At 52.2% G+C, this 22,564-nt stretch carries 17 protein-coding genes and 2 tRNA genes; 2 read left to right on the top strand and 17 right to left on the bottom strand.

Going from position 1 to position 22,564, the window contains the following annotated elements; all coding sequences use genetic code 11:
- Positions 1 to 102: 102 nt before the first annotated feature.
- Positions 103 to 2,205: a polyribonucleotide nucleotidyltransferase gene (gene pnp / locus L2731_RS16250; RefSeq protein ID WP_239851837.1), complete on the bottom strand. Its 2,103-nt coding sequence runs from the start codon at positions 2,203 to 2,205 to the stop codon at positions 103 to 105.
- A gap of 196 nt (positions 2,206 to 2,401) precedes the next feature.
- Here pnp and L2731_RS16245 point away from each other — a divergent pair, with 196 nt between their 5' ends.
- The gene (locus L2731_RS16245; RefSeq protein ID WP_041509106.1) at positions 2,402 to 4,435 is read left to right on the top strand and encodes a putative bifunctional diguanylate cyclase/phosphodiesterase; all 2,034 of its coding nucleotides are present in this window, start codon (positions 2,402 to 2,404) and stop codon (positions 4,433 to 4,435) included.
- A gap of 119 nt (positions 4,436 to 4,554) precedes the next feature.
- Here the strand turns inward: L2731_RS16245 and rpsO are convergent, their stop codons facing one another.
- From rpsO to rlmE, 14 genes are all read right to left on the bottom strand, one after another.
- On the bottom strand, positions 4,555 to 4,824 hold the full coding sequence (gene rpsO, locus L2731_RS16240) for a 30S ribosomal protein S15 (protein ID WP_033537407.1): 270 nt from the start codon (positions 4,822 to 4,824) through the stop codon (positions 4,555 to 4,557).
- Between the two features lie 95 nt (positions 4,825 to 4,919).
- Positions 4,920 to 5,867 carry a tRNA pseudouridine(55) synthase TruB gene (gene truB, locus L2731_RS16235; protein ID WP_249254509.1) on the bottom strand — a complete coding sequence of 316 codons (948 nt, stop codon included), beginning with the start codon at positions 5,865 to 5,867 and terminating at the stop codon, positions 4,920 to 4,922.
- Positions 5,867 to 6,289, bottom strand: a complete 423-nt coding sequence (gene rbfA / locus L2731_RS16230) for a 30S ribosome-binding factor RbfA (protein ID WP_041509104.1) — start codon at positions 6,287 to 6,289, stop codon at positions 5,867 to 5,869. The genes truB and rbfA overlap by 1 nt, the downstream gene beginning before the upstream one ends.
- Before the next feature lie 287 nt (positions 6,290 to 6,576).
- On the bottom strand, positions 6,577 to 9,234 hold the full coding sequence (infB, locus tag L2731_RS16225; RefSeq protein ID WP_249254508.1) for a translation initiation factor IF-2: 2,658 nt from the start codon (positions 9,232 to 9,234) through the stop codon (positions 6,577 to 6,579).
- A 26-nt stretch (positions 9,235 to 9,260) separates the two neighbouring features.
- Positions 9,261 to 10,760, bottom strand: coding sequence for a transcription termination factor NusA (gene nusA / locus L2731_RS16220; RefSeq protein WP_239851843.1), 1,500 nt, complete (start codon positions 10,758 to 10,760; stop codon positions 9,261 to 9,263).
- 27 nt (positions 10,761 to 10,787) lie between these two features.
- Entirely contained in the window at positions 10,788 to 11,243 is a 456-nt protein-coding gene (gene rimP, locus L2731_RS16215) for a ribosome maturation factor RimP (RefSeq protein ID WP_239851845.1), read from the bottom strand.
- A gap of 159 nt (positions 11,244 to 11,402) precedes the next feature.
- Positions 11,403 to 11,479 (bottom strand) — tRNA-Met (locus L2731_RS16210).
- A gap of 103 nt (positions 11,480 to 11,582) precedes the next feature.
- Positions 11,583 to 11,668: transfer RNA gene (locus tag L2731_RS16205), tRNA-Leu, on the bottom strand.
- A gap of 123 nt (positions 11,669 to 11,791) precedes the next feature.
- On the bottom strand, positions 11,792 to 12,136 hold the full coding sequence (secG, locus tag L2731_RS16200) for a preprotein translocase subunit SecG (protein ID WP_041509101.1): 345 nt from the start codon (positions 12,134 to 12,136) through the stop codon (positions 11,792 to 11,794).
- Between the two features lies 1 nt (position 12,137).
- Entirely contained in the window at positions 12,138 to 12,920 is a 783-nt protein-coding gene (gene tpiA, locus L2731_RS16195) for a triose-phosphate isomerase (RefSeq protein WP_011866628.1), read from the bottom strand.
- Between the two features lie 168 nt (positions 12,921 to 13,088).
- A complete protein-coding gene (gene glmM, locus L2731_RS16190) occupies positions 13,089 to 14,420 on the bottom strand; it encodes a phosphoglucosamine mutase (RefSeq protein WP_041509100.1) in 1,332 nt (443 codons plus the stop codon).
- Between the two features lie 77 nt (positions 14,421 to 14,497).
- The gene (gene folP / locus L2731_RS16185; protein ID WP_249254554.1) at positions 14,498 to 15,283 is read right to left on the bottom strand and encodes a dihydropteroate synthase; all 786 of its coding nucleotides are present in this window, start codon (positions 15,281 to 15,283) and stop codon (positions 14,498 to 14,500) included.
- Between the two features lie 156 nt (positions 15,284 to 15,439).
- The gene (gene ftsH / locus L2731_RS16180) at positions 15,440 to 17,404 is read right to left on the bottom strand and encodes an ATP-dependent zinc metalloprotease FtsH (RefSeq protein ID WP_275659125.1); all 1,965 of its coding nucleotides are present in this window, start codon (positions 17,402 to 17,404) and stop codon (positions 15,440 to 15,442) included.
- A gap of 45 nt (positions 17,405 to 17,449) precedes the next feature.
- The gene (gene rlmE / locus L2731_RS16175; protein WP_041509097.1) at positions 17,450 to 18,079 is read right to left on the bottom strand and encodes a 23S rRNA (uridine(2552)-2'-O)-methyltransferase RlmE; all 630 of its coding nucleotides are present in this window, start codon (positions 18,077 to 18,079) and stop codon (positions 17,450 to 17,452) included.
- A 91-nt stretch (positions 18,080 to 18,170) separates the two neighbouring features.
- On the opposite strand from rlmE, the gene yhbY reads away from it, so the two are divergent.
- On the top strand, positions 18,171 to 18,470 hold the full coding sequence (yhbY, locus tag L2731_RS16170; protein WP_033537396.1) for a ribosome assembly RNA-binding protein YhbY: 300 nt from the start codon (positions 18,171 to 18,173) through the stop codon (positions 18,468 to 18,470).
- A gap of 96 nt (positions 18,471 to 18,566) precedes the next feature.
- Here the strand turns inward: yhbY and greA are convergent, their stop codons facing one another.
- Complete coding sequence (gene greA / locus L2731_RS16165; RefSeq protein WP_239851849.1) at positions 18,567 to 19,043, bottom strand: transcription elongation factor GreA; 477 nt, start codon at positions 19,041 to 19,043, stop codon at positions 18,567 to 18,569.
- Positions 19,044 to 19,338: 295 nt separating this feature from the next.
- The gene (carB, locus tag L2731_RS16160) at positions 19,339 to 22,560 is read right to left on the bottom strand and encodes a carbamoyl-phosphate synthase large subunit (RefSeq protein ID WP_041509095.1); all 3,222 of its coding nucleotides are present in this window, start codon (positions 22,558 to 22,560) and stop codon (positions 19,339 to 19,341) included.
- Positions 22,561 to 22,564: the final 4 nt, after the last annotated feature.

Below are 22,564 nucleotides of genomic sequence, written 5' to 3'. Positions count from 1 at the left end.
CATAGCAATACCAAATTGTGACGGCTATCTTCTATGAGAAAAAACCAATAAAAAAGGAGACCTAATGGTCTCCTTTCAAATTTCACTCGCTTGCGCTATCGATTATTCGCTTGCCGCTTCTTCTTTTGGCTGAGCTTCTTTCATCGACAGACGTACACGGCCTTGGCGATCGACTTCCATCACCTTAACCTTCACTTCCTGACCCACTTCCAGGTAGTCAGAGACGTTGGCAACGCGCTCCTCGGCAATTTGCGAGATATGCACCAGACCGTCTTTACCCGGTAGAATAGTCACGAAGGCGCCAAAATCGACGATACGAACAACCTTACCGTTGTAGACACTACCCACTTCAACCTCGGCAGTGATCTCCTGGATACGACGGATAGCTTCCTTGGTCGCATCGCCGTTGGCAGAAGCAATCTTCACGGTACCGTCATCTTCCAGCTCGATGGTGGTACCAGTCTCTTCGGTCAATGCACGGATAGTCGCGCCACCTTTACCAATCACGTCACGGATCTTCTCAGGGTTGATCTTAAGAGTAGTGATACGTGGAGCGTGATCAGAAATATCGGCACGGTGGCCAGAAATAGCCTGATCCATCACGTTCAAGATATGTACACGAGCGCCATAGGCTTGTTGCAGCGCGATCTGCATGATCTCTTTGGTGATACCTTCGATCTTGATATCCATCTGCAGCGCAGTCACACCGTCACGGGTACCGGCCACTTTGAAGTCCATGTCACCCAGGTGGTCTTCGTCACCCAGAATGTCAGACAGTACGACGAAGTCGTCGCCTTCTTTCACTAGACCCATGGCGATACCAGCAACCGAAGTCTTGATCGGTACACCTGCGTCCATCAGTGCCAGTGAAGTACCACAAACTGACGCCATAGAGCTTGAACCGTTGGATTCGGTGATCTCAGATACCACACGGATGCTGTATGGGAACTCTTCCGCTGACGGCATAACCGCGTTGATACCACGCCATGCCAGCTTACCGTGACCAATTTCACGACGCTTAGGCGAACCAACCATACCGGTTTCACCCACAGAGTATGGAGGGAAGTTGTAGTGCAGCATAAAGCGGCTGGTCTGCTCACCCATGATGCTATCGATCTTCTGTGCGTCACGCTCGGTACCTAGGGTACAGGTAACCAGCGCCTGAGTCTCACCACGGGTGAACAGTGCGCTACCGTGAGTACGTGGCAATACGCCCGCCATGACGTTCAGGGCACGGATCATATCTGGTTCACGACCGTCGATACGTGGGTTGCCTGCGATGATACGGCTACGAACCACCTTCTTCTCCAGACTACCTAGTAGACCTTCGATTTCACGTACATCTGCATCTGGGTTTTCTGCCAGCAATGCTTCGATGGCGGCAGTCTTCACTACACCCACTTGAGCGTAACGATCTTGCTTAACTTGAATTTGGTAAGCTTCGGTTAGACCCGCTTCAGCCAATTCTTTGATCTTGGCAACCAGCTCTTCATTTTGTACTGGTGCGGTCCAGTCCCATTCAGGCTTGTTAACTTCTGCTTTTAGCTCTTTGATCGCCTGGATAACAACTTGCTGTTGCTCGTGACCATAAACCACGGCGCCAAGCATCACTTCTTCTGGCAGCGCATCGGCTTCAGACTCAACCATAAGTACTGCATTTTCAGTACCGGCCACAGAAAGTTCTAGCTGGCTGTCTGCAAGCTGAGAAACCGTTGGGTTGAGGATGTATTCGCCATCGACATAACCCACGCGAGCAGAACCCAGTGGACCGTTGAATGGGATGCCTGAAATAGACAGTGCCGCCGAAGTACCTATCATAGAGATCACTTCAGGGCTGATTTCTGGGTCAACAGAAACCACAGTGATGATCACCTGAACTTCGTTCTTAAAACCATTAGGGAATAGAGGACGAATAGGACGGTCAATCAGACGCGCAGTGAGGGTCTCGCCTTCAGATGGACGGCCTTCGCGCTTGAAGAATCCACCAGGGATTTTACCCGCAGCGTAAGTTTTTTCCTGGTAATTAACGGTTAACGGGAAAAAGTCACGACCTGGCTCTTCAGCTTTCTTGCCTACAACAGTAACCAATACCGTTGTATCGCCCATACTTGCCAAAACAGCTGCGTCTGCTTGACGTGCAATAACCCCAGTCTCTAGCGTGACTGTGTGCTGACCATATTCAAAACTCTTTACGATTGGATTCACGTGAACCTTTCCTTAATTTAATAACCTTAATTTCGCGGCTAAGTATACTGCAAGTCTAATCAATAGATAAAGAGCACATGTAGATGACAAAGCTGAATCTTTTCTCTAAAGTGGTTAGATAAAGATAAATTTCTGTCTATCGCTGCTTTTTCTGAAATTTAGAATGTGATTGGTCACTGGTAACAAGGGGTGGCAAATGAGCGCTCGGTTTAAATCCTTAACATGGAAACAAACGACTCTGGTCGTTTTTTCAGCGTTATTTTTTGCCGTTGCCATCTTTATTGTCGAGGTCGCCCTGGTCGGGGTCTCGGCCCGCCAACAGCTCATGGTCGCCCAGGAAGAGCTCCTCAACTCTATCGAGCAGCCCGCCGCCAATGCCGTCTGGGCCTTGGACGACAACCTGGCCACCCAGACCCTGGAAGGGGTGCTTAAGGTCGAGCATGTGGGCGAGGCGGTGATCGAACTCGATGACGGCAGTATGTTTGTCTCCATGAACAATCCCTTCACCGATAACCCACTGGTGCGTAAGCTCAGTGAAAAACTGTTTGGCGACCTGAAACAGATCAGCCGCACCCTCTACCGTCCCTCCTTCTTCGAGGGTACGGAGAAACAACAGATCATCGGCACCCTGACCATCTTCTATAACACCCAGGAGCTGACCGACTCCCTGTTTTCCCAGTTACGTTTCAGCTTCCTGGCCACCCTGGCCCGGGCGCTCCTGGTCACCATGGCGCTGTCCATCATCTTCCACCGCTTCCTGACCAAACCTATCGCCCAGATCAGCGAGGCGATAGATAAGATAGATCCAGAGCTACCGGACGAGAATCTGCTGCCCATGTCTCCTGCCCATCAGGACGACGAACTGGGCCTGGTGACATCAAAATTTAATCAAATCTTAATTCAATTTGGTCAGACCCAGAGCAAACTGCGCCGCATGGCCACCCGCGATCCCCTCACCGGCCTGCCCAACCGCACCCTGCTGCTGGAAACCATAGCGGTATCGATTCAACGCGCTAGGGTGCATAAGCATCAATTTACCATGCTGTTTATCGATCTCGACCGTTTCAAGAACGTCAACGACTCCCTGGGGCATGCGCTAGGGGATCAATTCCTCGCCCGTATCGCCAGGGTGCTTGAGCGTGTCGTCGGCGATCGCGGCACTGTGGCCCGCCTGGGCGGCGACGAGTTTGTCATCCTGGCCGAAGATGCCAGAACGCCGGATCAAGCGGCGGATTTTGTCGACAAGCTCCTCATGCAGCTCAACGTGCCGCTGCAGCTTAACGAACACACCATACATCCAGCGGCGTCGGTGGGGATCTCTATCTATCCCGATGATGGCCTGAGCGCCGAAGATCTGATCCGCCATGCAGACATCGCCATGTACAGCGCCAAGGCCGCAGGCTCGAATCAATGGGCCTTCTTCAAGCAGCAGATGACTGAGCGTGCCGCCGTGCGCCTCAGAACCGAAGCCTCCCTGCATGACGCATTGAAGAACAACGAATTCCTGCTGCACTTTCAGCCTAAGTTTAATATTAAGACGGGTAAGGTGATCGCTTGTGAGGCGCTGATACGCTGGAAGAAAGATGGCCGGCTCATCAGCCCTATGTCTTTCATCCCCGTAGCCGAGGAGACAGGTATCATCATCCCGCTCGGGCGCTGGGTTATCGAAGAGGCCTGCCGCACCCTGAAGCATTGGCGTAAGCGCTATAACTACGCCATCCCCATCGCGGTCAACGTCGCTTCACAGCAGTTTGCCGATGCCAGCCTGGTGCCGGATATCAAGCAACTGGCACTGCGCTACCAGATAGATCCTAACCTGCTTGAGATAGAGATCACCGAGACCTCGCTGATGAATGATATCGAGCTCGCCATCCATAAACTGGAGCAGCTCAAGGGCGCCGGATTTGGTATCGCGGTGGACGACTTCGGCACCGGCTACTCCTCGCTCTCTTACCTGCGTCACCTGCCGATCACCACCATGAAGATCGACCGCTGCTTCGTGACGGATCTCCCCAATGAGAGCGCCATCGCCTCTACTATCTTGATGCTCGGCAAACAGTTAAACCTGCATATCGTGGCTGAAGGCATTGAGAATGAGCAGCAGCTGAACTGGCTCAAGCAGATGGACTGCCAGATAGGTCAGGGCTTCTATTACAGTCAGCCGCTGGATATTAGCGAGTTTGAGGAACGCTATATCGCCCCCAACAACGCTAGCATCAGCCAGATTTAATCGCCGCTTTAATGTCACCAAAGCGATTAGCCAATGCCATTAGCAACAGCCATTTCCGAAAATCAGGCATAAAAAAGGAGGCCAAGCCTCCTTTTTTCACTACAGTACTAATCGATAGATTAGCGACGTAGACCTAACTTCTTGATAAGCTCTTGATAGCGCTCGTTTTCAGTGCGCTTCAGGTAAGCTAGAAGCTTACGACGAGAGTTAACCATGCGAAGCAAACCACGACGTGAGTGATGATCATGGATGTGCTCTTTGAAGTGACCTTGTAGGTGGTTGATCTGTGCAGTTAGCAGGGCAACCTGAACTTCAGTAGAACCTGAATCATTTTCACCACGGCCGAAATCAGCCAGGATTTGTGCTTTTACTTCTTTACTTAGTGACATTTTTTTCTCCAAAAATAGATAGAAACTTCAGCCGATCACTAACTCAGCCAAAGAGAGCGCGCTATAGTACCGATTTTAGCACCATTAAGCAAGCCTCAGGCCTGCTCGTCGTGCAATACCACCAGGCGCTTAGGCGCCAACAGCCCATCGTCGTTCATCTGGCCGATGCCGACAAATTGTTTCGCCTCACCGAGCGTGATGCGTACCAGCTCATCGACCGGCAGATTCGCCACCTGAACCGGATTACCGTTCATCAGATAGTGGGCCAGCTCATCGGAGACATTGATCTCCTTAAGGCCGCTTACCGCTGTGTCCATAGGCAACAACAAAGGATCCAACAGCTCCTTGGGAGGGCGCTCCTCGGCCTGTGCCTGGGTGAGTAATGCCTCGAGCTGTTCCAGGGTCACCATCTTATCGTAAGGATAACCGGCGACGCCTGTGCGGCGCAGCATGATGACATGGGCGCCGCATCCCAGCATCTCACCAAGATCGTCTGTGATGGTGCGAATATAGGTGCCCTTAGAGCAGTGGATGTCCAGGGTCAGCTCATCACCCTCGAGCTTGATAAAATTGAGCTCGAAGACCTTGATAGGGCGCGCCTCACGAGGCACCTCTTTGCCTTCTCTGGCGTACTTGTATAGGGGCTGGCCCTGATACTTGAGCGCCGAGTACATAGAGGGCACCTGCATGGTCTCGCCACGAAAATGCTCCAGTGCCTCTTCGAGCTGCTGCTCGGTAAAGTTAATCGGACGCGTCTGCACCACTTCACCGTCTGAATCACTGGTATCGGTGCGTACACCTAGCTTTGCGGTCACCAGGTAACGCTTGTCGGCATCGAGCAGATGCTGAGAAAACTTGGTGGCCTCTCCCAGGCAGATCGGCAGCATGCCGGTTGCTAAGGGATCCAGCGCGCCGGTATGGCCCGCCTTGGCGGCGTTATAGATTCGCTTGACTCTCTGCAAGGCGAAGTTGGAGCTCATTCCCGTGTCTTTGTCCAGCAGCACTATGCCGTCGACCAAGCGACCTCTAGGTTTACGCGCCATTAGTTATCATCCTGCTCGGTGCTGTCTTGCTCTTCGTCTTCACGACCGTGTTCGCGCGCCTTGGCCTTATCCTTGGTGATCACTTGACTCACCAGGTTAGACATACGCATACCTTCGATCAGTGAGGCGTCGTAGATGAAGCGAATCTCAGGCATAACCCTTAGCTTCATGCGACCCGCTACCAGTGAGCGTACATAACCCGCTGCCGCCTCTAGTGCCGCCAGCTTCTCTTCTACCACCGCCTTGTCTTCCTCGAAGAAGGTGACATAGACCTTGGCGTAGTTAAGATCGCGAGATACATCGACGTCGTTAACCGTCACCATACCGATACGCGGATCTTTGATGTCACGTTGCAACACCTGAGCCAGCTCTTGCTGTAGCTGCTGGGCGATGCGACGAGTACGACTAAATTCTCTTGCCATAATATTTTGCCATCTCAAAAACAGGTGACCGGTTTGGTAAAGCTGCAACCAACGCTATGTCGGTAACACCTTGCCTCGGGTCATGCCTGAACAAAAAGGGCGGCTTACGCCGCCCCTTGGATACTGATACCAATCGTAGTAAATAGCTGATCATCCTAGCTTGTTAAAACGTTCGATAACTGCGCTAGCATTTTTGATTGTAGACGAACTACTTATCGAAAAATCCTGCCTAGCTCTCAAACGTTTTTCTTACGCTACTCCTAATCACTAACTTACTGTAATTGGTATTATAAGGTTCGAGCGATTTCGACCGTTTCGAAGACCTCAATCTGATCGCCAACTTTGACGTCATTATAGTTCTTCACGCCGATACCACACTCCATACCGTTACGAACTTCGTTAACGTCATCCTTAAAGCGGCGCAGAGATTCCAGCTCACCTTCGAAGATCACCACGTTGTCACGCAGTACGCGGATAGGCGCGCTACGCTTGATGGTACCCTCGGTAACCATACAACCAGCGATAGCACCAATCTTAGGTGACTTGAACACGTCACGCACCTCGGCAAGACCAATGATCTCTTGCTTGAATTCTGGTGCCAACATGCCGCCCATAGCAGCCTTAACTTCATCGATCAGATGATAGATAACGCTGTAGTAGCGCAGGTCAACGCTTTCGCTTTCAATCGTCTTACGGGCCTGAGCATCGGCGCGAACGTTGAAACCAACCATGATAGCGTTTGACGCAGCCGCCAGGGTCGCATCTGTCTCGGTTAATCCACCTACACCGCTAGCGATGATGTTCACCTTAACTTCGTCGGTAGACAGCTTGTTGAGCGAGTCAGAGATCGCTTCCAGCGAGCCTTGTACGTCTGCCTTCAGTACGATGTTCAGCTCTTGGACTTCGCCTTCGGTCATGTTAGCGAACATGTTCTCAAGCTTAGACTTCTGCTGACGTGCCAGCTTAACGTCACGGAACTTACCTTGACGGTAGAGTGCCACTTCGCGCGCCTTACGCTCATCACGAACAACAGTCGCTTCGTCACCTGCTGATGGCACACCAGAAAGACCTAAGATCTCAACTGGAATCGATGGACCGGCTTCGGTGATCGACTTACCATTCTCATCCTTCATCGCACGGACTTTACCGTACTCTAGACCACACAGAACGATATCGCCCTGTTTCAGAGTACCTTCTTGTACCAGAATGGTCGCAACAGGACCACGGCCCTTATCTAGCTTAGACTCGACCACGACACCGGCCGCCATACCTTCGCGTACCGCCTTAAGTTCCAGTACCTCGGCCTCAAGCAAGATGCCTTCCAGCAGCTCGTCGATACCTTCACCAGACTTAGCCGATACGTGGACGAACATGTTGCTGCCGCCCCAATCTTCTGACATAACGCCGTGCTGAGAAAGCTCAGACTTAACGCGATCAGGATCGGCCTCAGGCTTATCTATCTTGTTCACCGCAACGATAAGCGGTACACCGCCCGCCTTCGCGTGCTGGATAGCCTCGATGGTCTGTGGCATCACGCCGTCATCGGCCGCAACCACTAGCACAACGATATCGGTCGCCTTAGCACCACGAGCACGCATAGCGGTAAACGCGGCGTGACCTGGGGTATCTAAGAAGGTGATCATGCCATTGCCGGTTTCGACATGGTATGCACCGATATGCTGGGTAATACCACCCGCTTCGCCAGAAGCCACTTTAGCGCGACGAATATAGTCAAGTAGCGATGTCTTACCATGGTCAACGTGACCCATGATGGTCACAACCGGTGCACGAGGCTCAACCTTAACGTTACCGTCACGGTCAGCAAGCACTTGATGCTCTAGCTCGTTTTCGCGAGTCAGTACCACCTTGTGGCCCATCTCCTCGGCAACCAGCTGAGCAGTTTCCTGATCAAGTACCTGGTTGATGGTAACCATAGAGCCCATCTTCATCATCTGCTTGATGATCTCGGTCGCCTTAACCGCCATCTTCTGTGCCAGCTCGGCAACCGTTACGGTTTCGCCAATGGTCACGTCACGGGTAACGGCGGCAGCAGGCTTGTTGAAGCCATGATCCATCGACTCTGGCGCGTTGCGCTGATTGCGGTTGTTACGACCACCGCGGGCATCTCTTCCGCCGCGCTTCTTATTCGCAGCTTCTTTCTTGCCACCGGCAGGCTTACGCGCACGGCGACCACGTCGCTCGGCGTCTCTATCGGCGGTATCTTCGGCGGCGCGCGCTTCAGTCGATGTGGTCACATGGTGATCGGCGCTGTTTTCAGATTCTTTACGCAGACGCTCTTCTTCTGCCCAACGCTTCTCGTTCTCTTCGGCAAGACGACGTGCTTCTTCGGCCGCAGCCTTAGCTTCTTCGTCGGCCTTAGCCTTAGCAGCAGCCTCTTTAGCCGCCAACAGACGGGCCTCTTCGGCACGAGCAGCTTTTTCTTCGGCTGTCTCTTCAACAGCAGGCTTGCTCTCAGCAACCTTCTTGGCCTTAGCTTCTGCGTCGGCTTTCGCCTTCGCCTTAGCCTTGGCTTCTGCCTCGGCCTTTGCCTTAGCTTCTGCTTCGGCCTTAGCCTTGGCTTCTGCTTCTGCCGCAGCTTTAGCTTCGGCTTCTGCCTTGGCCTTAGCTTCCGCCTCGGCTTCTGCCGCCGGGTCACGCTTAACGAAAGTACGCTTCTTACGTACTTCAACCTTGATGTCTTTCGACTGTCCACCGCTTCCCGACACACTCAGCGTCGAGATAGACTTGCGTTGCAGTGTCATCTTGGTTGGCGCGGCATCGCCGCCGTGTTGCTTCTTCAAAAACTCAAGCAACTTCTGCTTTTCTTCTTCTGAAACAGTATCTGTTTTACTCTTCTTAATGCCGGCCTCAGAAAACTGCTCAACTAATCGATCAGCACTCTTCCCTACTTCCTCGGCCAGTTTTGCTACTGTGGTATCTGCCATCTGTAAACTCCCCTCTGTTGATCGACTTAAGCTTCTTCGCCAAACCAACAGATGTTGCGGGCCGCCATGATGAGCTCACCAGCTTTTTCTTCTGTTAATTCTTCAATCTCGATCAAATCATCAATGCCTTGTTCGGCTAAATCTTCAAGCGTAATCACGCCTTTACTTGCCAACACATACGCCAAGTGACGCTCTAAACCTTCTAGGGCAAGTAAATCTTCGCTTGGCTCAGCACCGTCAAGTGCTTCCTCGGATGCCAAAGCCCGTGTAGAGATCGCCGCCTTGGCGCGTTCTCTGAGTGCCTCAACGATCTCCTCGTCGAAGCCGTCGATTTCTAGCAGTTCTGACTCAGGCACATAGGCAACTTCTTCAAGTGAGGTAAAACCTTCATCTGCCAGTACTTGAGCAAAATCTTCATCGACATCCAGTGACGTCACAAACAGATTAACGATCTTGGCGCTTTCAGCCTGATGCTTAGCCTGCATATCTTCCACTGTCATCACGTTTAGTTCCCAGCCCGATAACTGAGTCGCCAAACGCACGTTTTGACCGTTACGGCCAATAGCTTGTGCCAATGAGTCGGCTTCAACGGCGATATCCATAGAATGGTTATCTTCGTCGACTATGATAGAAGCCACATCGGCCGGCGCCATGGCGTTGATCACAAATTGCGCTGGGTTATCATCCCAAAGCACGATATCAACACGCTCACCGCCTAACTCATTAGACACGGCCTGAACACGCGCGCCGCGCATGCCCACACAAGCACCGATAGGATCGATGCGACGGTCATTAGACTTGACCGCAATCTTAGCGCGAGAACCTGGATCACGGGCCGCGCCCATGATCTCAATCATCTCGTCGGCAATCTCCGGTACTTCCACACGGAACAGCTCGATGAGCATGTCTGGCTTAGTACGGGTCAGGAACAGCTGCGCACCGCGGGCTTCTGGACGTACGGCGTATAGCAGCGCACGAACACGGTCACCAGGACGGAAGCTTTCACGTGAGATAAGATCTTCTTTGAACAGCACGGCGTCGGCATTGTTACCCAAGTCGACGACTACGCTCTCGCGGTTGCTCTTCTTCACCACACCAGTGATCAGCTCTCCTTCTTTCTCCAAGAACTGGTCGACGATCTGTGCACGCTCGGCTTCACGTACCTTCTGTACGATTACCTGCTTAGCGGTTTGAGTGGTAATACGGTCGAAGACGACTGACTCGATCTCATCTTCGATATACTCACCCACTTGAATCTCTGGGTTTTCGTAACGAGCCGCTTCCAGGGTGATCTCGCGGAAAGGATTTTCCAGCGCCTGACCGTCATCCTCAACCACCATCCAACGACGGAAGGTTTCGTATTCGCCTGTCTTACGGTCGATAGCGACACGAACTTCGATATCGCCTTCATATTTTTTCTTGGTAGCCGTCGCTAACGCAATCTCCAACGCTTCAAAAATCTTTTCGCGTGGCACGGCCTTCTCATTTGAAACCGCCTCAGCGACTAGCAGAATCTCTTTGTTCATTCTCTTGCCTCGTTCAGCTCGAATCCATCAAAACTTAGCGATTAAGTTGCCCTTACGGATATTATCCAAGGCAATAATCAGTTCGTTGCCATCTACGGTAAGGGTCAGCATCTGCCCCTCAACGCCCGCGACGGTCCCTTTTAAATTACGACTACCAGCGACAGGCATAGTCAGTTGTACCTTTACGGTTTCACCTAGGTATTGTGCATACTGCTCTGCAGTAAATAATGGTCTATCGACACCCGGTGAGGAAACTTCTAGCGTATATTCGGTCGAAATCGGGTCCTCGACATCGAGCACGGCACTGATCTGGCGACTGACATCGGCACAATCATCGATAAAAATGCCGTTTTCATTATCTATATATACACGCAGCACAGAATGCTTGCCTGCCTGTACATATTCCAATCCCCACAGACTATGGCCCAATGCTTCAACTGGTGCGATAAGCATCTGTTCCAGCTTACTTTCTAGAGTTGCCAAGGTTACCCCCCGAAAAACAAAAAAGGGCATAAAGCCCCAGTACGACATCATCAAATGACGATATTTCAAAAGTCCAGATAACAAAAAACCCCGTAATCACGAGGTCATATCATTCAGAACCTGTAACAGAAATGAAGCCTTGCTTCATCACTGGGAAGCTGGTTGCGGGGGCCGGATTTGAACCGACGACCTTCGGGTTATGAGCCCGACGAGCTACCAAACTGCTCCACCCCGCGTCAACTGCTGCAATTATATTGATTGAGAACAATATTTGCAATGATAAAGGCAGAAACCTCTGCCACTTTATCGATTCAGATTAAGCTAGGCTCAATCTAAATTTGGTGCGGATGGAGGGACTTGAACCCTCACGAGCTAGGCTCACCACCCCCTCAAGATGGCGTGTCTACCAATTCCACCACATCCGCATGTGATCGTTACTTCGACTGGCTAAGACTTTTTATGAGTATTGAGGAGACTCATCTTTTCCAGTCACGCCGTTTAAATCAAACCAGGGTCAAATTCAAACTGCGCCTTGCTCTTTCGAGCTATTAGTCAGGAATCTTATCTTCTGACTTTTGTGCGTCTTTTGCAGCGTCAGTTACTTGTTCAGTTACTGCGGCGGCATCGGCACCTAAATCTTTCCAAGATTCTTCGCTCTTGGCATGGTTTGCACTTAAGTTGCCAATCGTCAGACTCAGGGCAAAGAAGGCAATCGCCAGTATCGCAGTGGAACGAGTCAGAAAGTTACCCGAACCAGAAGAACCGAACAGAGTTGCTGATGCACCGGCGCCAAAAGAGGCCCCCATGTCAGCTCCCTTACCTTGCTGGATAAGGATTAAACCAATCAGGCCTAACGCAACCAACAAGTAAATAACCATTAGAACTTCGTACATATTATGCGCTCATCGCTATCGAACATAAACTTAAAAACTCGGTAGAGTTTAAGCTAGCACCGCCTATCAGTCCACCATCTACATCAGGCTGAGCAAATAGATCTGCTGCATTACTCGGCGTTACGCTACCACCGTACAAAATCCTGATATTCTCTCCGATATACGGAGACACTTCAGAGAGACGCTTGCGAATAAACGCGTGTACTTCCTGCGCCTGCTCTGGCGTAGCGCTCTTACCTGTCCCTACTGCCCAAAGTGGCTCATAGGCGATAATCGCATTATCAAAAGCCATGGTGCCATTCTTCTCGATGACCACATCCAGCTCTTCTGCAATCACCTCGAAGGTGCGTCTTGCTTCACGTGCCGGACCCGACTCACCTACACATAAGATAGGGGTCAAACCATGTTTCTGTGCGGCGGCAAATTTTTCCGCCACGATGTCGCTTGTCTCGCCATACATTCTACGGCGTTCGGAGTGACCGATAATCACATAGCGACATCCAGAATCTTTCAGCATCTGCCCAGATACTTCGCCTGTATAAGCGCCAAAGTCGTGTTGACTCAGGTTTTGGGCACCCATTCTAACCAAGCAGCCATTCAGGGCTTCTTTGTTAGCATCGAGTTGCTGACGAACACTTTCAAGAAAAATACTCGGTGGACACAAGACCACTTCCGCAGAATCATTTTGAAGCTTGGTAGCAAACTTGGTAAACAACTCTTGCGCTAACTGCGCAGTACCGTTCATTTTCCAGTTACCAGCGACCATTGGGCGTCTTAGTGCCATCACTGTCTCCTTCTGAAAGCGGGCTGAATAATAGCGAACCACTTGTTAAGTTACAATACCTAAATCTCGAATTTTTGCGATAAAGTGTCGAAGCGATTACTTTTTATCCTCGAGCGGGATAAATAGCACAGGATTTAACCTGGCAAGGCTAAATCCTGTGCAGCGGCCTTAAACCAGCGCCTTGATGGCCTCGGCAATATAGTTAGCATGCGCTTTTACATCGCTGGCCACATCGCCCTCAACCATGACACGGATCAGCGGCTCGGTACCCGATTTACGCAGCAACACGCGGCCACGTTCGCCAAGCTTGGCTTCCACTTCCGCCTGGGCGCTTAACACGCTGTCGGCCTCTAACGGATTATGGCTGCCTTCGAATCGCACGTTAACCAATACCTGTGGCAACATCTTAATGCTTTCGGTCAGCTCCTCCAGGGTCGCCTGCTTACGACACATGGCCGCCAGCACCAGAATACCGGCGACGATACCATCCCCCGTGGTGCCGTGATCCAAATTCAGAATATGTCCGGAGTTCTCGCCGCCGATGCGCCAATCTTTCTCTTTCAGCAGCTCCATCACATAGCGGTCACCCACTTTCGAGCGGGCGAACGGGATATCACGAGCCTTAAGTGCCAGGTCTAACCCTAAGTTCGACATCAGGGTACCAACAACACCGCCCTTTAATACGCCGCGATCTTGCGCGTCACAGGCCAGGATATAGAGGATCTCATCACCGTCGATCACCTTACCGTGACGATTCACCATCATGATGCGATCACCGTCACCATCCAGTGCGATACCGAGATCTGCCTGCTCGGCAATGACGGTCTCACGGATCTTACCCATAGAGGTGGCACCCACCTCATGGTTGATATTGATGCCATCAGGCTTGTCGCCTATGGTGATCACCTCGGCGCCTAGCTCGCGAAACACACTCGGCGCGATGTGATAGGTTGCCCCGTGGGCGCAGTCCACCACTATCTTGAGCCCGTTGAGGGTGTGTTCGGCGGGGAAATTGCCCTTACAGTATTCAATATAACGACCGGCAGCATCGTCGATGCGCGATACCTTACCCAGCAGATGAGACTCGACGCACACCAGCGGCTTTTCCAGCTCACGCTCGATCTCGAGTTCAACCTCGTCATCGAGCTTGCTTCCGTCGGTCGAGAAGAACTTGATGCCGTTATCATAATAAGGGTTGTGAGAGGCGCTGATCACCACACCGGCTTCCGCCCTGAAGGTACGGGTCAGGTAGGCCACAGCCGGTGTTGGCATTGGCCCCATCAGCATCACATTTAAACCTGCCGCCGACAGGCCGGCTTCCATCGCCGATTCGAACAGATAACCTGAAATTCGCGTGTCCTTGCCTATGATCACCTTCTTGGTGCCGGCGCGGGACAATACACGTCCAGCCGCCCAGCCTAGTTTGAGCGCCAATTCCGGGGTCATCTTACCCGCGCCCACCTTGCCTCTAATACCATCGGTTCCGAAGAATTTTCTCACTAGTTATTACCTCTGCCCCATCCAGGGGTCTTTCCTATTTGATCCGTTTGCAATCGCCAATAAGCGGCGCATTAGGCCTATAATGCCTGATAGTTGGCGCAAGCCTGCATGACCTTGATCATATCCACGGTCGGTTTTACGTCATGGACACGAATAATATGTGCGCCCTGCTGAATACTCAATAGCGCTGCGCTCAGGCTGCCAGCCAGGCGATCGCTGGTCGGTACGTTAAGCAGGTTACCTATCATACTCTTACGCGACAATCCGATTAGCAGCGGCAAGCCGAATGTGTTGAGTTCAGCCTGACGATTTAATAATTCATAGTTGTGTGATAGTGTCTTTCCAAAGCCGTAACCCGGATCAAGCAGCAAGTTGTCTCTGACTATCCCCGCCCCCAGACAGGCCTGAATGCGCTTCTCAAAGAAGTCGCTGATGTCCGATATGATATCTTGATACTCGGGCGCATCCTGCATGGTTCTCGGCTGTCCCTGCATATGCATCAGACAGACGGGCACATTCAGCTTGGCGGCCACGGCTAAGGCACCAGGCTCCTGCAGGGCGCGCACGTCGTTGATCAGATGGGCGCCGGCGGCAACCGCCTCACTCATCACCTCAGGCTTGCTGGTGTCGACCGAGATCCACACATCGTGATGAGCACTGACATATTCCACCAGAGGAATCACCCTGTCCAGCTCATGTTGGACGCTGACCTCGGCCGCGCCGGGGCGAGTCGACTCGCCACCGATATCTATGATGCTGGCGCCTTCGCTAACCAAACTATCTGCATGGCGACAGGCAGGCTCAAGATTTGCGAAACGCCCCCCATCGGAGAAGGAGTCAGGTGTCACATTAAGAATGCCCATCACTCTGGGCTGAGAAAGGTCCAGGCATTTATCGCCACAGACAAGTTGAAACCCTTGCTGCAAGAGAGGCTCCTCGATCACACGCTAAAGACGTAAACAAGAAAACCCCGTTAAGGGGTTTTCTTAGACAATGCAATTAATCTATCGCAAAGATGATTACTTAACTACAGGTGATTCATCACCTTCTTTTGGCTCACTCGCAGGCTCGGCTTCGGTCTCGCTCGGCTCAGGCGACTTCACCGCCTCGCCACGACCGCCATTACCTTTGCCGTTAGAACCATTTTCATCCATGTTCCAATCGGCCGGCGCACGTACCTCACGACGGGCCATCAGATCGTCAATCTGAGTCGCATCGATAGTCTCATACTTCATCAGCGCATCTTTCATCGCATGAAGAATATCCATGTTATCTGTCAGGAACTGATGGGCACGGCCATAGTTGTTATCGATCAGCTGTTTAACTTCGACATCGATAATGGCAGCCGTCTCATCCGACATATGCTGCGCCTTAGCCATGCTGCGACCCAGGAATACTTCGCCCTCATCTTCGGCATACAATACCGGGCCGAGCTTTTCCGAGAAGCCCCACTGGGTGACCATGTTGCGCGCAATGGTAGTCGCATACTTGATATCCTGAGAGGCACCGGTAGAAACGCGCTCGCTGCCGTAGATCAGCTCCTCGGCGATACGTCCACCGTAGGCCACAGAGATCTGACTCTCGAGCTTACGACGACTCTGACTGATGGCATCGGCCTCAGGCAAGAAGAAGGTTACCCCCAAGGCACGACCACGCGGAATGATGGTGACCTTATGCACAGGGTCGTGCTCAGGCACCAGACAACCGACGATAGCGTGACCCGCTTCGTGATAGGCGGTCATCTCTTTCTCTTCTTCAGACATCACCATGGTGCGGCGCTCGGCCCCCATCATGATCTTGTCTTTGGCGCTCTCGAACTCTTCCATGCCCACCACGCGGCGATTACCACGGGCAGCAAACAGCGCCGCCTCGTTTACCAGGTTAGCCAGATCGGCACCAGAGAAACCTGGCGTACCGCGGGCAATCACGCTCGCCTTAACGTCATCGGCCAGCGGCACCTTACGCATATGCACCTTAAGGATCTGCTCACGACCACGTACGTCTGGCAGGCCAACCACCACTTGACGGTCGAAACGACCCGGACGCAGCAAGGCAGCATCCAATACGTCTGGACGGTTAGTCGCGGCGATAACGATAATACCTTCGTTACCCTCGAAGCCATCCATCTCAACCAGCATCTGGTTAAGGGTCTGTTCACGCTCGTCGTGACCACCACCGACACCGGCACCACGCTGGCGACCAACGGCGTCGATCTCATCGATAAAGATGATACAAGGCGCTGACTTCTTTGCCTGTTCGAACATGTCACGCACACGAGAGGCACCAACACCGACAAACATCTCGACGAAGTCAGAACCTGAAATCGTGAAGAAAGGTACCTTAGCTTCACCGGCAATCGCCTTAGCAAGCAGAGTTTTACCTGTACCTGGAGGGCCAACAAGCAGTACGCCAGTCGGAATACGACCACCCAGTTTCTGGAACTTAGTCGGCTCTTTGAGGTAATCGACCAGCTCTTTGACATCTTCCTTGGCCTCGTCGCAACCGGCAACGTCACCGAAGGTGGTCTTGATCTGATCTTCGCTCATCAGCTTGGCTTTACTCTTACCGAAAGACATGGCGCCTTTACCGCCACCGCCCTGCATCTGGCGCATGAAGAAGATCCACACCCCGATGAGTAACAGCATAGGGAACCAAGAGATGAAGATCTGCGTGAGGAAACCTGATTCTTCGGCTTCCTGACCTTTCATGGTCACACCCTTGCGGTCAAGATCGTTGATCAGATCCTGATCGTACATAGGCATGATAGTGATAAATTTTTCCCCGGTTCTTTTGGTACCCTCGATGGTGCGCTGGTCGCTCTTCACCTCGACAGTATTAATCTGCCCGGAGCGTACGTCGTCCAAGAAAGTAGAATAATCCATCTTCATGGAGTTCGATGAAGAGGGGGAGTAGCCCTGAAACACTGACATCAGCACGACGGCGATGACAACCCAGAGAATTAAATTTTTTGCCATATCACTCAAAATTACTAGACCTCATACAGTCTTGCGGTTACTGACGTTAGGTTACTACAACTTGTAACCCGTCGCCACAAGATAGACTTCACGCGAACGCGGTCGCGACGAGTCTGGCTTACGTGTTTTAACGGTGGTAAATGCCTGTCTCACCGCCTTCATATACTCATCAAAGCCCTCCCCCTGAAAGACTTTGACAGCAAAACTACCATTTGGTGCCAACACCTGATGACACATATCCAGTGCCAGCTCCACCAAATACATGGCGCGAGGCTGATCCACACCACCTGTGCCACTCATATTAGGTGCCATATCCGACAACACAACATCGACTTTAGCATCGCCAACTCGTTCGAGTAAGGCATCGAGCACCTTTTCTTCACGAAAATCGCCTTGCAGAAAATCGACACCGACGATGGGATCCATAGGCAGGATATCGCAAGCGATAACCTTGCCAGTCTCTCCCGCCAGCTTCACGGCGATCTGTGACCAGCCACCCGGGGCTGCACCGAGATCCACCACAGTCATGCCAGGGCGGATCAGCTTATCCTTTTGTTGTATCTCTTCTATTTTAAACGCAGCTCGCGAACGCAATCCCCGTTTCTGCGACAACTTAACATAATGATCATCGAAATGTTCCTGCATCCATCGGGCGGAACTGGCCGTTCGTTTTTTACCTGACATTTAAAATCCGCAACAAATATGAGTTACACAAAGGCTATATGAGGGTAGAATAGCGGTTTTTCAACAGTAACTCAGCATAAAGTTGGTAGAAATGAACTTAACAACCAAACAAAAACAGCATCTAAAAGGCTTAGCACATAACCTCAAGCCTGTTGTGCAGCTTGGTGCCAATGGCCTGACTGAAGGTGTACTGGCTGAAATTGATAATGCACTCTCTCATCATGAATTAATCAAAGTGAAAGTTGCCTCTGGAGACAGAGAGCTAAAAAATGCAGTCGTTGACGCCATCGTACGCGAAACTCAAGCTGAAAAGGTTCAGCTTATCGGTCACGTATTGGTCCTATTCCGTCAATCTCCAGAGATGAAGATTGCCGTACCAAGAGCCAAATAGCTCCTGGACTCAACAAAAAGCCGCTATCGATAGCGGCTTTTTTGTTGCTACTTTCATACTTGGTATGAAGCGGTCGTCGACCGACCCTAGCACAAGTTAGATATACTCGACCGCAGTGATCTCATAATCTGTCATGCCACCTGGAGTCTGAATAGAGACTTCATCCCCTTCCGATTTACCCACTAAACCGCGAGCAATTGGTGAAGAAACAGAGAGCAGGTTAGCCTTGATATCGGCCTCGTCTTCACCCACGATACGGTAGGTAAATTCCTCTTCGGTATCCAAGTTCAAAATAGTAACAGTGGTACCGAAGATCACTCGACCCGTGTTTTCCATCTTAGTCACATCGATGATCTGTGCGTTAGACAGCTTACCTTCGATATCTCGTACACGAGCCTCGCACAGTCCCTGCTCTTCGCGGGCGGCGTGGTATTCGGCGTTCTCTTTCAGATCGCCCAACTCACGCGCCACCCCAATGGCCTCGGCAATTTTTGGACGCTTCTCAAACTTCAAAAAATCTAACTCTTCACGCAGTTGATTTGCACCAACAACTGTCATTGGAACCTTATTCATAGGAACACTCGTCTCCTCAAAACAAAAGCAACCTAGTCAGCCTGACCACTTGGGCCACCGACTAGGAATAAAGAACGCTTGGAATCCATCTATTCTATACCCTGATGACGGGATAAGCTATCGGTTCCCCAAGAGTTTGTTAGTACGCCCGCAGAACTGTGTGTTCCTTAGCGCGCCCGAAGCAAACAAACTCGCGCCATATAACCGGCTTGTTGATTGCCTCATTGGTTATCTCTCCCCCCTAAAGCGCCCATAAAAAAGGCCGCTTGCGCGGCCTTTTATCAAGGGTTAACCCTTAACCTTTAATGCGCTGATGCAGTTCTTGCACAGAAGTCACATTGGTGCGGCTGTCGGCAGAGTGTGCCATACAGGTCGCGAAGGCGGCGTTCAAGGTCGTAGTGTAGTTCACCTTGTAACGCAGCGCGCCACGACGCAGCTGACGCGAGTCTTCGATCGCCTGGCGGCCTTCGGTAGTGTTCACGATATAGGTGTACTCATCATTCTTGATACGGTCAAGAATGTGCGGACGACCTTCGTGTACCTTGTTGACCAGACGAGGATTGATACCCGCCTCGCCCAGCACGACTGCGGTGCCGTGGGTGGCATCGATCTCATAGCCCAGCTCAATCAGCTTGGCGGCCAGGTCGGCAACACGCTTCTTATCGCTGTTACGTACAGAGAGCAGCGCACGGCCCGACTTAGGCACCTCAGAGGTTGCCCCCAGCTCGGCCTTAGCATACGCCTCGGCGAAGGTAGCCCCCACGCCCATGACCTCACCGGTAGAGCGCATCTCAGGGCCAAGTAGCGGGTCAACACCCGGGAACTTGTTAAATGGCAGTACCACTTCTTTCACCGAGTAGAAAGGTGGGATCACCTCTTTGGTAAAGCCCTGCTGCTCAAGAGTCTGACCAGCCATGACGCGCGCCGCTATCTTAGCCAGAGGGACACCCGTCGCCTTAGAGACGAATGGTACGGTACGGGCCGCACGCGGGTTAACCTCGATCATGTAGATGGTGTTGTCCTGCACAGCGAACTGCACGTTCATCAGACCCACAACACCAAGTTCCATCGCCAGCTTGCGCACCTGTTCGCGCATCTGATCCTGGATCTCCTGGCTCAGAGTGTAAGGAGGCAGAGAACATCCAGAGTCACCCGAGTGAACACCCGCCTGCTCGATATGCTCCATGATGGCGCCAACCACTACGGTCGTGCCGTCACATACCGCATCGATATCCACCTCGGTGGCGTTATCGAGGAAGCGGTCCAGTAGCACTGGCGAGGCGTTAGAGACGCTAACCGCTTCGTTGAAGTAACGGCGCAGGTCTTGCTCGTCGTAGACGATCTCCATCGCGCGGCCACCCAGTACGTAAGATGGACGCACCACAAGTGGGTAACCGATACGCTCGGCGGCGATAACGGCACCTTCTACCGTGGTGACGGTATCGTTTTCCGGCTGCTTCATCTCCAGGCGTTGAATCGCCTGCTGGAAACGCTCACGGTCTTCGGCGCGGTCGATCGCATCCGGGCTGGTACCGATAATAGGCACGCCGGCGGCTTCCAGGTCACGAGCCAGTTTCAGTGGCGTCTGGCCACCGTACTGCACGATAACCCCTTTAGGCTGCTCGATACGGACGATCTCCAGCACATCTTCCAGGGTTACAGATTCGAAATAGAGTCTGTCAGAGGTATCGTAGTCGGTAGAGACTGTCTCTGGGTTACAGTTAACCATGATGGTCTCGTAACCGTCTTCACGCAGGGCAAGCGCCGCGTGCACACAGCAGTAATCGAACTCGATGCCCTGGCCGATACGGTTAGGACCACCACCCAGCACCATGATCTTGTCGCGGTTAGATGGGTTGGCCTCGCACTCTTCCTCATAGGTAGAGTACATGTAGGCGGTATCGGTCGAGAACTCGGCGGCGCAGGTATCGACACGCTTGTACACAGGGTACACTTCGTGACGGTAACGCAGCTTACGCATCTCTGACTCGCTGACCCCCATCAGGGCCGCCAGACGCGCATCGGAGAAGCCTTTACGCTTAAGCTTGTAAAGGAAATCTTTGTCCATGCTAGCCATGCCAGCTTCTTTCACTTGGTTCTCAAGTGATAGCAGCTCTTCAATCTGAACCAGGAACCAAGGGTCGATATTGGTCAGCTTGAAGATGGCATCCATGCTCAGACCGGCGCGGAAGGCATCGGCGATATACCAGATACGCTCGGCGCCCGGCTCTTTCAGCTCGTGGCGAATACGTGACAGGGCATCGTTATCTTCTACATCGACGATAGGATCTAGGCCATTAACGCCAACCTCAAGACCGCGCAGTGCTTTCTGCAGCGACTCCTGGAAGGTACGACCGATAGCCATCACCTCGCCCACTGACTTCATCTGAGTGGTCAGACGGTCATTTGAACCGGCAAACTTCTCGAAGTTGAAGCGTGGAACCTTAGTGACCACATAGTCGATGGCAGGCTCAAATGAGGCTGGCGTCGCACCGCCAGTGATGTCGTTGCTCAGCTCATCCAGGGTAAAGCCCACGGCAAGCTTAGCGGCAATCTTAGCGATAGGGAAACCTGTCGCCTTAGAGGCCAGTGCAGATGAGCGTGATACACGCGGGTTCATCTCGATGATCACCATACGACCATCTTTCGGGTTGATACCAAACTGAACGTTTGAACCACCGGTTTCGACGCCGATCTCGCGCAGTACCGCCAAGGAGGCGTTACGCATCAGCTGATATTCTTTGTCTGTCAGGGTCTGCGCCGGGGCCACTGTAATAGAGTCGCCGGTGTGCACGCCCATAGGATCGAAGTTTTCGATAGAACAGACGATGATACTGTTATCGTTGCGGTCACGAACCACTTCCATCTCATATTCTTTCCAACCGATGAGCGACTCATCGATCAGCAGTTCGTTGGTCGGTGACAGCTCGAGACCCTGAGAACAGATCTCCTCGAACTCCTCCTTGTTGTAGGCGATACCACCGCCCGAGCCACCCATGGTAAATGATGGACGGATAATACAAGGGAAACCAACCTGCTCGAGTACCTCGTAGGCATCTTCCATGCTGCGTGCGATACCGGCACGAGGACACTCGAGGCCAATCTTCTTCATCGCCGCATCGAAACGGCTGCGGTCTTCGGCCTTATCGATGGCATCGGCGGTCGCACCTATCATGTCGACGTTAAACTCGGCCAATACCCCTTCGGCCTCGAGGCGCAGGGCACAGTTCAGCGCCGTCTGTCCACCCATGGTCGGCAGAATCGCATCGGGACGTTCTTTGGCGATGATGTTGCGTACCACTTCCCAATGAATCGGCTCGATATAGGTAGCATCGGCCATCTCTGGGTCTGTCATGATGGTCGCAGGGTTAGAGTTCACCAGAATAACCCGGTAGCCCTCTTCACGAAGCGCCTTACACGCCTGGGCACCCGAGTAATCGAACTCACATGCCTGACCGATAACAATCGGGCCAGCACCCAGGATAAGAATACTTTTTATGTCTGTACGTTTTGGCATTGCT

It is taken from the genome of Shewanella aquimarina, from assembly GCF_023349185.1.
Classification (GTDB): Bacteria; Pseudomonadota; Gammaproteobacteria; order Enterobacterales; family Shewanellaceae; genus Shewanella; species Shewanella aquimarina.
This window is presented reverse-complemented; position numbering and strand designations above follow the sequence as displayed.

What these genes read in the sequence shown, in the direction of transcription:
- L2731_RS16245 (WP_041509106.1), top strand. Translation starts at nt 2,402, where the DNA reads ATGAGCGCTCGGTTTAAATCCTTAACATGGAAACAAACGACTCTGGTC.
- rpsO (WP_033537407.1), bottom strand. Translation starts at nt 4,824, where the DNA reads ATGTCACTAAGTAAAGAAGTAAAAGCACAAATCCTGGCTGATTTCGGC.
- truB (WP_249254509.1), bottom strand. Translation starts at nt 5,867, where the DNA reads ATGGCGCGTAAACCTAGAGGTCGCTTGGTCGACGGCATAGTGCTGCTG.
- rbfA (WP_041509104.1), bottom strand. Translation starts at nt 6,289, where the DNA reads ATGGCAAGAGAATTTAGTCGTACTCGTCGCATCGCCCAGCAGCTACAG.
- infB (WP_249254508.1), bottom strand. Translation starts at nt 9,234, where the DNA reads ATGGCAGATACCACAGTAGCAAAACTGGCCGAGGAAGTAGGGAAGAGT.
- nusA (WP_239851843.1), bottom strand. Translation starts at nt 10,760, where the DNA reads ATGAACAAAGAGATTCTGCTAGTCGCTGAGGCGGTTTCAAATGAGAAG.
- secG (WP_041509101.1), bottom strand. Translation starts at nt 12,136, where the DNA reads ATGTACGAAGTTCTAATGGTTATTTACTTGTTGGTTGCGTTAGGCCTG.
- tpiA (WP_011866628.1), bottom strand. Translation starts at nt 12,920, where the DNA reads ATGGCACTAAGACGCCCAATGGTCGCTGGTAACTGGAAAATGAACGGT.
- folP (WP_249254554.1), bottom strand. Translation starts at nt 15,283, where the DNA reads ATGGGCATTCTTAATGTGACACCTGACTCCTTCTCCGATGGGGGGCGT.
- rlmE (WP_041509097.1), bottom strand. Translation starts at nt 18,079, where the DNA reads ATGTCAGGTAAAAAACGAACGGCCAGTTCCGCCCGATGGATGCAGGAA.
- yhbY (WP_033537396.1), top strand. Translation starts at nt 18,171, where the DNA reads ATGAACTTAACAACCAAACAAAAACAGCATCTAAAAGGCTTAGCACAT.
- greA (WP_239851849.1), bottom strand. Translation starts at nt 19,043, where the DNA reads ATGAATAAGGTTCCAATGACAGTTGTTGGTGCAAATCAACTGCGTGAA.
- carB (WP_041509095.1), bottom strand. Translation starts at nt 22,560, where the DNA reads ATGCCAAAACGTACAGACATAAAAAGTATTCTTATCCTGGGTGCTGGC.